The sequence below is a fragment of the Breoghania sp. JC706 genome (assembly GCF_037026715.1).
Taxonomy (GTDB): domain Bacteria; phylum Pseudomonadota; class Alphaproteobacteria; order Rhizobiales; family Stappiaceae; genus Breoghania.
Genome location: NZ_JBANCG010000025.1, coordinates 1 through 6,666, shown reverse-complemented (window position 1 = coordinate 6,666; position 6,666 = coordinate 1). Strand labels below are relative to the sequence as shown.

The 6,666-nt window shown below is 56.3% G+C and carries 9 protein-coding genes; 5 read left to right on the top strand and 4 right to left on the bottom strand.

Going from position 1 to position 6,666, the window contains the following annotated elements:
• Positions 1-64: 64 nt before the first annotated feature.
• On the bottom strand, positions 65-415 hold the full coding sequence (locus V2L18_RS23350; protein ID WP_336180759.1) for a hypothetical protein: 351 nt from the start codon (positions 413-415) through the stop codon (positions 65-67).
• 305 nt (positions 416-720) lie between these two features.
• Here V2L18_RS23350 and V2L18_RS23345 point away from each other — a divergent pair, with 305 nt between their 5' ends.
• Together V2L18_RS23345 and V2L18_RS23340 are read left to right on the top strand one after the other, a co-directional pair.
• Positions 721-1,005 (top strand): CopG family ribbon-helix-helix protein, encoded by a 285-nt coding sequence (locus tag V2L18_RS23345; protein WP_336180758.1) that lies wholly within the window; start codon positions 721-723, stop codon positions 1,003-1,005.
• Positions 993-1,382 (top strand): antitoxin MazE-like protein, encoded by a 390-nt coding sequence (locus V2L18_RS23340; protein WP_336180757.1) that lies wholly within the window; start codon positions 993-995, stop codon positions 1,380-1,382. Before V2L18_RS23345 ends, V2L18_RS23340 begins: the two co-directional genes overlap by 13 nt.
• A 756-nt stretch (positions 1,383-2,138) precedes the next feature.
• Here the strand turns inward: V2L18_RS23340 and mobQ are convergent.
• Positions 2,139-3,245, bottom strand: coding sequence for a MobQ family relaxase (gene mobQ / locus V2L18_RS23335; RefSeq protein WP_336180756.1), 1,107 nt, complete (start codon positions 3,243-3,245; stop codon positions 2,139-2,141).
• A 230-nt stretch (positions 3,246-3,475) separates the two neighbouring features.
• On the opposite strand from mobQ, the gene V2L18_RS23330 reads away from it, so the two are divergent.
• From V2L18_RS23330 to V2L18_RS23320, 3 genes are all read left to right on the top strand, one after another.
• Positions 3,476-3,721 (top strand): hypothetical protein, encoded by a 246-nt coding sequence (locus tag V2L18_RS23330; protein WP_336180755.1) that lies wholly within the window; start codon positions 3,476-3,478, stop codon positions 3,719-3,721.
• Positions 3,718-4,182: a hypothetical protein gene (locus tag V2L18_RS23325; protein WP_336180754.1), complete on the top strand. Its 465-nt coding sequence runs from the start codon at positions 3,718-3,720 to the stop codon at positions 4,180-4,182. The genes V2L18_RS23330 and V2L18_RS23325 overlap by 4 nt, the downstream gene beginning before the upstream one ends.
• Positions 4,183-5,040: 858 nt before the next feature.
• Positions 5,041-5,550: a replication initiation protein gene (locus V2L18_RS23320; protein ID WP_336180753.1), complete on the top strand. Its 510-nt coding sequence runs from the start codon at positions 5,041-5,043 to the stop codon at positions 5,548-5,550.
• Between the two features lie 492 nt (positions 5,551-6,042).
• Here V2L18_RS23320 and V2L18_RS23315 read toward each other — a convergent pair whose 3' ends face one another.
• Together V2L18_RS23315 and V2L18_RS23310 are read right to left on the bottom strand one after the other, a co-directional pair.
• Entirely contained in the window at positions 6,043-6,213 is a 171-nt protein-coding gene (locus V2L18_RS23315) for a MobA/MobL family protein (RefSeq protein WP_336180752.1), read from the bottom strand.
• 137 nt (positions 6,214-6,350) lie between these two features.
• Positions 6,351-6,666, bottom strand: a 316-nt coding sequence (locus V2L18_RS23310; RefSeq protein ID WP_336180751.1) for a helix-turn-helix domain-containing protein, incomplete at its 5' end; no start/stop codon positions are given.

Below are 6,666 nucleotides of genomic sequence, written 5' to 3'. Positions count from 1 at the left end.
TTGGCCATGTCTGTTGGTCTCCATATTGAATTCTCTAGTGCATCTAAAACTACTGATGGAGGCCTTATCGGAGGAGCATTTGGATGATCCGAAGGATCACACCGAAGAAATGTGCGCCAAGCATCATTCGTTCTGCTTTAGTAAGCTTTTCAAGCTTATAGCCCTCACATACGGATATGAATTGAAGCACATCATTCTCCGCATCAATGAGATAGACAAAGCAGGTTTTCTTATTATTCACCCTTGTTTCCCAGATATAGACACCATCTACACCTGGAAGCTCAGAGCCGAGCTCAGGCTTATCTTGCAACCTTCTGATCAAAGGTAGTAGCTGACGCTTGCTGATATGCCGCTTTTTGCAAGCGTCACAGAAGGTGCGGGGATTGAATGCTACCCTCGGCCTGTTCTTTGTCATCTCACGCTCCTTCAAAAGGAAAGTTTCAGATGCACATCACATAGTGGTACCTACAAGGTATATCTGCAAGCGCAATTTGTCAAGTTCATAAGCATGCTTAATCGGTGTTGCAGAAAGAACACATGGAGTTGAGCGCATACGCGTGTTGGGCGAACAGTAAAATCCTTAGAGAGATGGCGGTCGTGTTTAACGCTCGCCCTGCGCAACATGGACGCGGAAATGGTCCATAGGCTTGCGGCTTTGCTGGAACCTTCGGTATAGTGTCACGAAGTAACACCTAGTGACACTTACCGGAGATATCCGCCATGCCGACGAAGGCCACGACCAGCGTGAAGCTGGAGCCCGACATGAAGGAGCGGCTTCAACGGTTGGCGGAAGCCCGCCAGCGGAAGCCCCATTGGCTGATGCGCGAGGCCATCGGCCAGTACCTGGAGCGCGAGGAAAAGCGCCAGGCTGTCTACGACGACGCCCGGAAAGCCTGGGAGGAATATCAGGCGACCGGCCTTCATGTGACCGGCGAAGAGGTCTCCGCCTGGCTGGAGACGTGGGGCACGGACGACGAGAAGGCCGCGCCTGAATGCCACAAGTGATCTTCTCGCCCGCCGCTCTCCGGGATCTGGAGCGGCTTCGGGCATTCCTGCGCCCGAAAGATCCGGCCGCCGCCAAACGAGCGGCGGCAGCGATCCTCCAAACCATTCAGACACTCACGGATCACCCGGAAATGGGCCGTCCGATAGGCGTTCTCGATGAGCGGGAATTGCGGATCGATTTCGGGCGCGACGGCTATGTGGCGCTCTACCGCTACGATGGCGGCGTCGTGGTCGTTCTGGGCGTCCGCCACGGCCGCGAGGCGGGCTTTGCTGAAGAGGCCCGCCGACAAAGCCAGACCGTCGCACAAGCCGATGCGGCCGACCATGACTTGCAGGATTTCATGGACGCGGCCTTGCGCGACCAGGATGACCAGTGACCGGCAGTCAACCGGCTGCTAGCCTCCCCTAAGTTCAATCCCTTCCTTAGAGCCTGGGATTGATCCGGATAGAATGGGGAGGCTTGCGTTTGCGGCTTCCCCATTCACTCGGGTGTTCTGGAACACCTACCTCTGCGTAGAGCGCGCGCAAATGTGGTCTTGATGGGCATCCACGCGAAATGGTGCCTAGTTTTTGCAGCCGTTCTTATCGCATGTGATGCGTTTAGTCGTATTCACCCAATGGCCGGGGTTATCATTGGTGTTATAACCACACCCAGTCGTTCCCCCTTTTGACCCAGCATGGACTATTCCGGTAGGCGTATGTTCGACAGCCATAATCAGACCTTTCTTCCCCCTAGGGAATCGTTACGTGGTTACATATAAAACCTACTATACGTAGGTGGTATATAGTCAATACATCTCAAGTTAAATTAGACCAGTCTAATATACATGAGACTACCATCAACACCGGGCTCTGATATTCAGGGGTTTGCCGATCTTGGCTCCGTTCAGCCTTTTAGGGCTCAGTATTGAGCCAGATCTCTGACTATTATTTCCAAAAAAACATCAAAAAAAATACAAAAATAATTCAAATATACGATATTTTCTTATAAATATAAATGATACTAAAAAGTATCATATTCATTAAATTAATAATACTATTATAAAAAGGATAAAAAATGGAAATAGCAATAATAATATTCATAATTATCATCGTTCGCTTAGAAATAAACATTTATATACAATAGTTCTTGTTTAGCGCTCTCGGCCCAGGCCCAACCCAAGCGCCGACGCTCGGGTGTGCTGGAACGCTTGCCGCACCGCCTGCGTCTCGTCCGGTTTCATGGCCTTCTCAAGGGCCGGATTCCGCTTCAGCTCGTCCCGCACGCCCTTGGTGGCTTGGACGTAGACGGCCCGGTCGAGCGGGATTTTCCCCTTCTGCATGCCTTCAATCGTGCGCAAGGCACCGGCCAGCGGCTTTCCGAGCCGCTTTTCCCGCTCCGCCTCGACCGTCTTGCGGCCGCTGCTGAGCGCGCCTAGCAGCCCCTTTCTCCGGGGCTTTGGCTCTTCGGCGGGGTCATGGTGCCCGGGCAGTCGGTCGCGAATGCTCTCGTAGACGTGCTTCAGGGCTTCGCGCGCACTCTGCAGGAGGCTGTTGGCCTCCCGAATCTCGCGGTTTTCTGCGGCTCTGCCGCTCTCTCTTCCCCGTCGTTTCTGATTGGTCACGGCCGGGCCCTCGTGGATGGTCGGGACCTCTTCCAGGCCAAGCCGCTCATGGCTGCGGTGATCGACGCGCTCGTGGGTCTGAGCCTGTTCCAGCTTCTTGTTGGTCAGCTCGGCCCACTTCTCGCGAACCTCCTCGATCGCGCCGGTCTTCCGGTCGTCGAGTTCCCGCGTCTTGGTGGTGAGCTCGTCGCCCTCGATGCGGCGGGTGGTCGTCAGGATGTGCGCATGGTGGTTGCGCTCATCCCCTTCCCGGCTCGGCTCGTGGATGCAGACATCCACGCCGACGCCGTGCCGTTCAGCGATCCATTCGCCGAACTCGCTCGCCAACTCCTGGCGCTGCGCGGGCGACAACTCGGCCGGTAAGGCGACCTCGTATTCGCGGGCAACGGTCGAGTTCTTTCGGTTCTCGGCCTGCTCTGCCTCGTTCCAGAGGGTCGAGCGGTCGGAGAACCGTCCATCCGCACCTTCGGGGAGGATGATTTGGGAATGCTCGACGCCCTCTTTCCGGGTGTAGTCGTGGCGTTCCCCTGTCCGCTCATCCGTGATGGCGGATCCGCTGCGATAGGCAGCGGCAGCGGTGGCGCTTCGCCCTTGGGAGCGCGACACCGTTTTTACCGAGAGGTGATAGATTGCCAAATCGTCGCCGCGAGGTCTTGGGGTAGGGCCGTCGGCCTAGGGGAGTATCCCCTATTGAGACCGCGCGCAAACGAAGTTTGCATAAGTGCGCCCTTCCCTCTCTTTGATCGGTCGGTTTGTGGACAATTCTCAGAGATTATCGAAGATTATCAGAGTGGGTCTTTTCTTTGTCTTGCGATCGGATCTGGTCTAAAAAATTTTGCGCTGGACCCACGATCACAGGCAACAAAATGAACGAGCTAGAAAAAGCGGAACTGAGACTAAAACAGGCTCAGGAACGCGTGAAAAAGCTTAAGTCACGACAGAAGGAAAAAGATCGGAAAGAGGACACCCGCCGCAAAATCCTTCTCGGGGCCGAATTGCTGAATCTGGTTCAGAAGGAACCGCACCATAAAGCGCTCCTGAACCGGCTGATCGATCAGATGCCGGAGCGCAACAAGGCCCTTTTCGCAGATCTGCGGGAGAAGCGCTCATGAGCACGGTCGAGGAAGACGATCCGGACGCCTGGGCCGCCAATACCCTTGAGAGCGTGGAGACGACGAGCCGAGAAACCCTGGAGCTGGTCAAACGCCTCCTGAGCACCGCGCAAACGCGGGCTCAGGCCCCCAGTCTTCGGGCGAGCGACGTATCCCACGCAGTGCGGTCTGAGCTTCACGATCTGCCGGACAAGGTGGCCCGTTCGGTCTACAGCAACGTAGCAGGCCAAATAAGCGGCCTCAGAGAGGCGCTAGCACCTCAGAAGCCATCATTGCATGGGAAGCTTCTTGCAGCCCTCCTAGGGGCGTTTCTGGCCCTCCTAGGGGCGTTTGGTGCGGTGACCTTCGCCCACCCTTCCTTCCTCCTGGCCGATCTGACCTCGACCGCTTGCACGGATTTTGGCGGAATCATCGGATCGACCGGCTCAGAGCCGGTGTGCGTGTTCAACCTGGTCGAATGACCCTCTCCCCCTCCGGGGTGGGTGAATGCCCCCTCTCCAGGGGGCAGAGGGCGGGAGCCCTCGGGGTCCGGCCCGGGCCGATAGGGCCGGTTAACAGCCGGTCCGGTTGGTCTCTGTCGAGTTTTCCGACACAGCTTTCGGAAAACTCGACAGAGATGACGCCATCCTGAGCCAAGATCGATCCGAAAAGTTCGTAGTGTCGGGTGTCGCGTGTCGCGTGTCGCTAAAGCTCCCCGCGACACCCGACACTAGACACTAGGAGGCTAAAAATGGAGGCGCCGGAGGGTATGAATGGAGGCGCCGGAGGGTATGAATGGAGGCGCCGGAGGGTATGAATGGAGGCGCCGGAGGGTATGAATGGAGGCGCCGGAGGGCAAAAATGAGGCGTTGACTATGGAGTCACCTATTTTCTAATCTCCATTAATGAGGCAAATTACAGTGTCATCGAGCGCCATTGCGCTTCAGGCTGAACAGCCGCTTACCCCGGCTATGGTTTCGACCATATGGGAGATTGCATCTGCGCTCGATGAGCAACGGATTCCGGCCCAACCTAGGGATGCTGTTTGGCTAGAAGTGCCCACTGCACGTCTTCGCGGCGAAAACAGTAGGTCGGACAATGTTTGGCTCCGGACGTGTCTAGAACGCTTAACCGGCGTCAAGCTGTCAGGAGAATACCACGGAGACCCCTGGGGGGCCGTAGTATTGGCAGAGTGGCACCTGATCGAGGGAGGAAGCATTGCACGATTGCTGCTACCTCCAGCAGGTATTCAAGCCCTACGCTCTCCCAGCCACTTCACAAAAATAGAGGCTCACGCAGCCCATAGCCTCACAGGACACGGACGGCGGCTTTACGCCATCTTGTCCGACAAAAAACGACTTGGACGCCCATACTGGACCTTCTCTGTCGATGAACTTCGGGCCCTGATGGGCGTATCGACGCAAAAGTCCTATGAGGTCTGGGGGCAATTTAGCCGGTGGGTGCTTAAACCTGCGGTTGCCGCGATCAACGACTACGGCACAGTGACCGTCAAAATGACCCCCGAGAAACGAGGGCGTTCGGTCCATGCAGTCCGCTTCGATTGGCATTGGAAGGCCCCCCACGAGGCGGCCGAGACCGTGGTCGAGAACGAGCGGCACAAATCCGCCCGGAGGAAGCACCAGACGACCACAGACGCGCCCCCGATTCTGCTGGAAGACCACGACCAGTCCAGTGAGGCGCTAAGCTGGTGGAACTCGCTTTCTGACCAGGAACGAGAACGCCGGGCCGACGAGGTCGGCCGCACGTTCGAAGCCGGGGGCAGAATCCTAGAACGGAGACCCCGCGACATCGCTCTGAAAGCCTTTGAGAAGTGGACAGATGCCCAGTGAGCGCCCAGTGGGCATGCCCATGTCTCCCGCCCAAGCTGCCCAGAAGGCTGGCACGTCCCGCAGGACCATCATGCGTGCCATTGAATCCCTTGAACTTACTGCAAAAAGAGACAATCGCAATCGTTGGAAGATCTCCCCTGACGATCTTGTTAAGTGGGCAAATGCCCAGTGGGCGCCCAGTGAGCAAAACACCCCCAAATCCTCCCCAAATGACCACTCCCTAGCTCTAGCTCGGCTGGAGGTCGAGCGGGATGCTCTGAAGGAGCAACTGGAAGAGGCGAAGGCCGATCGGGACCACTGGCGAAGCTTGGCTGAAAAGCTCGCTGAGCGTCCTCGTTTCCGCTGGCCCTGGAGCCGATAGGCTTGCGGCTTTGCTGGTGCCTTCGATATAGTGTCACCAAGTAGCACCTAGTTACACTTACCAGAGATATCCGCCATGCCGACGAAGGCCACGACCAGCGTGAAGCTGGAGCCCGACGTGAAGGAACGGCTTCAACGGTCGTCGAGTTCCCGCGTCTTGGTGGTGAGCTCGTCGCCCTCGATGCGGCGGGTGGTCGTCAGGATGTGCGCATGGTGGTTGCGCTCATCCCCTTCCCGGCTCGGCTCGTGGATGCAGACATCCACGCCGACGCCGTGCCGGTCGGCGATCCATTCGCCGACCATTCTGCGCGTACTCCATGCCGCACAGATGTGGCCCTGATGGTTTTGCACACCCAGTTTCCTAGTTTTTGCAGCCATTCTTGTCTCATGATCTAGAGTTAGGTAAAAAAAAGCTCCGCATATGCGGAGCTTTTTAATTCTCATACGTTCTCTAGATCTCTCATTTTTACCTTTGTGATGAGGTCTCGGACAGTATCAGGATCTACCTCAATCATTTTTATGTAGTTTTGAGAAACTTCATTTGGATTTCCTCTGCCCTTCTGTTCCCAGTTTCGGATATTTGTGAATGATAGGCCAAATTCCTTCGCGAACTCTTGCTGGGATAGGCCGAGCTTCTTCCGCAAAGCGCGAAGCCGATCTCGGAAATATGTTTCCGCACCACCGTCATCTCTCCGCTTCGCGATTTCGGTGACACCTTCGGTAATGGCATCACGAAGATCTACATATGTGTTGCTG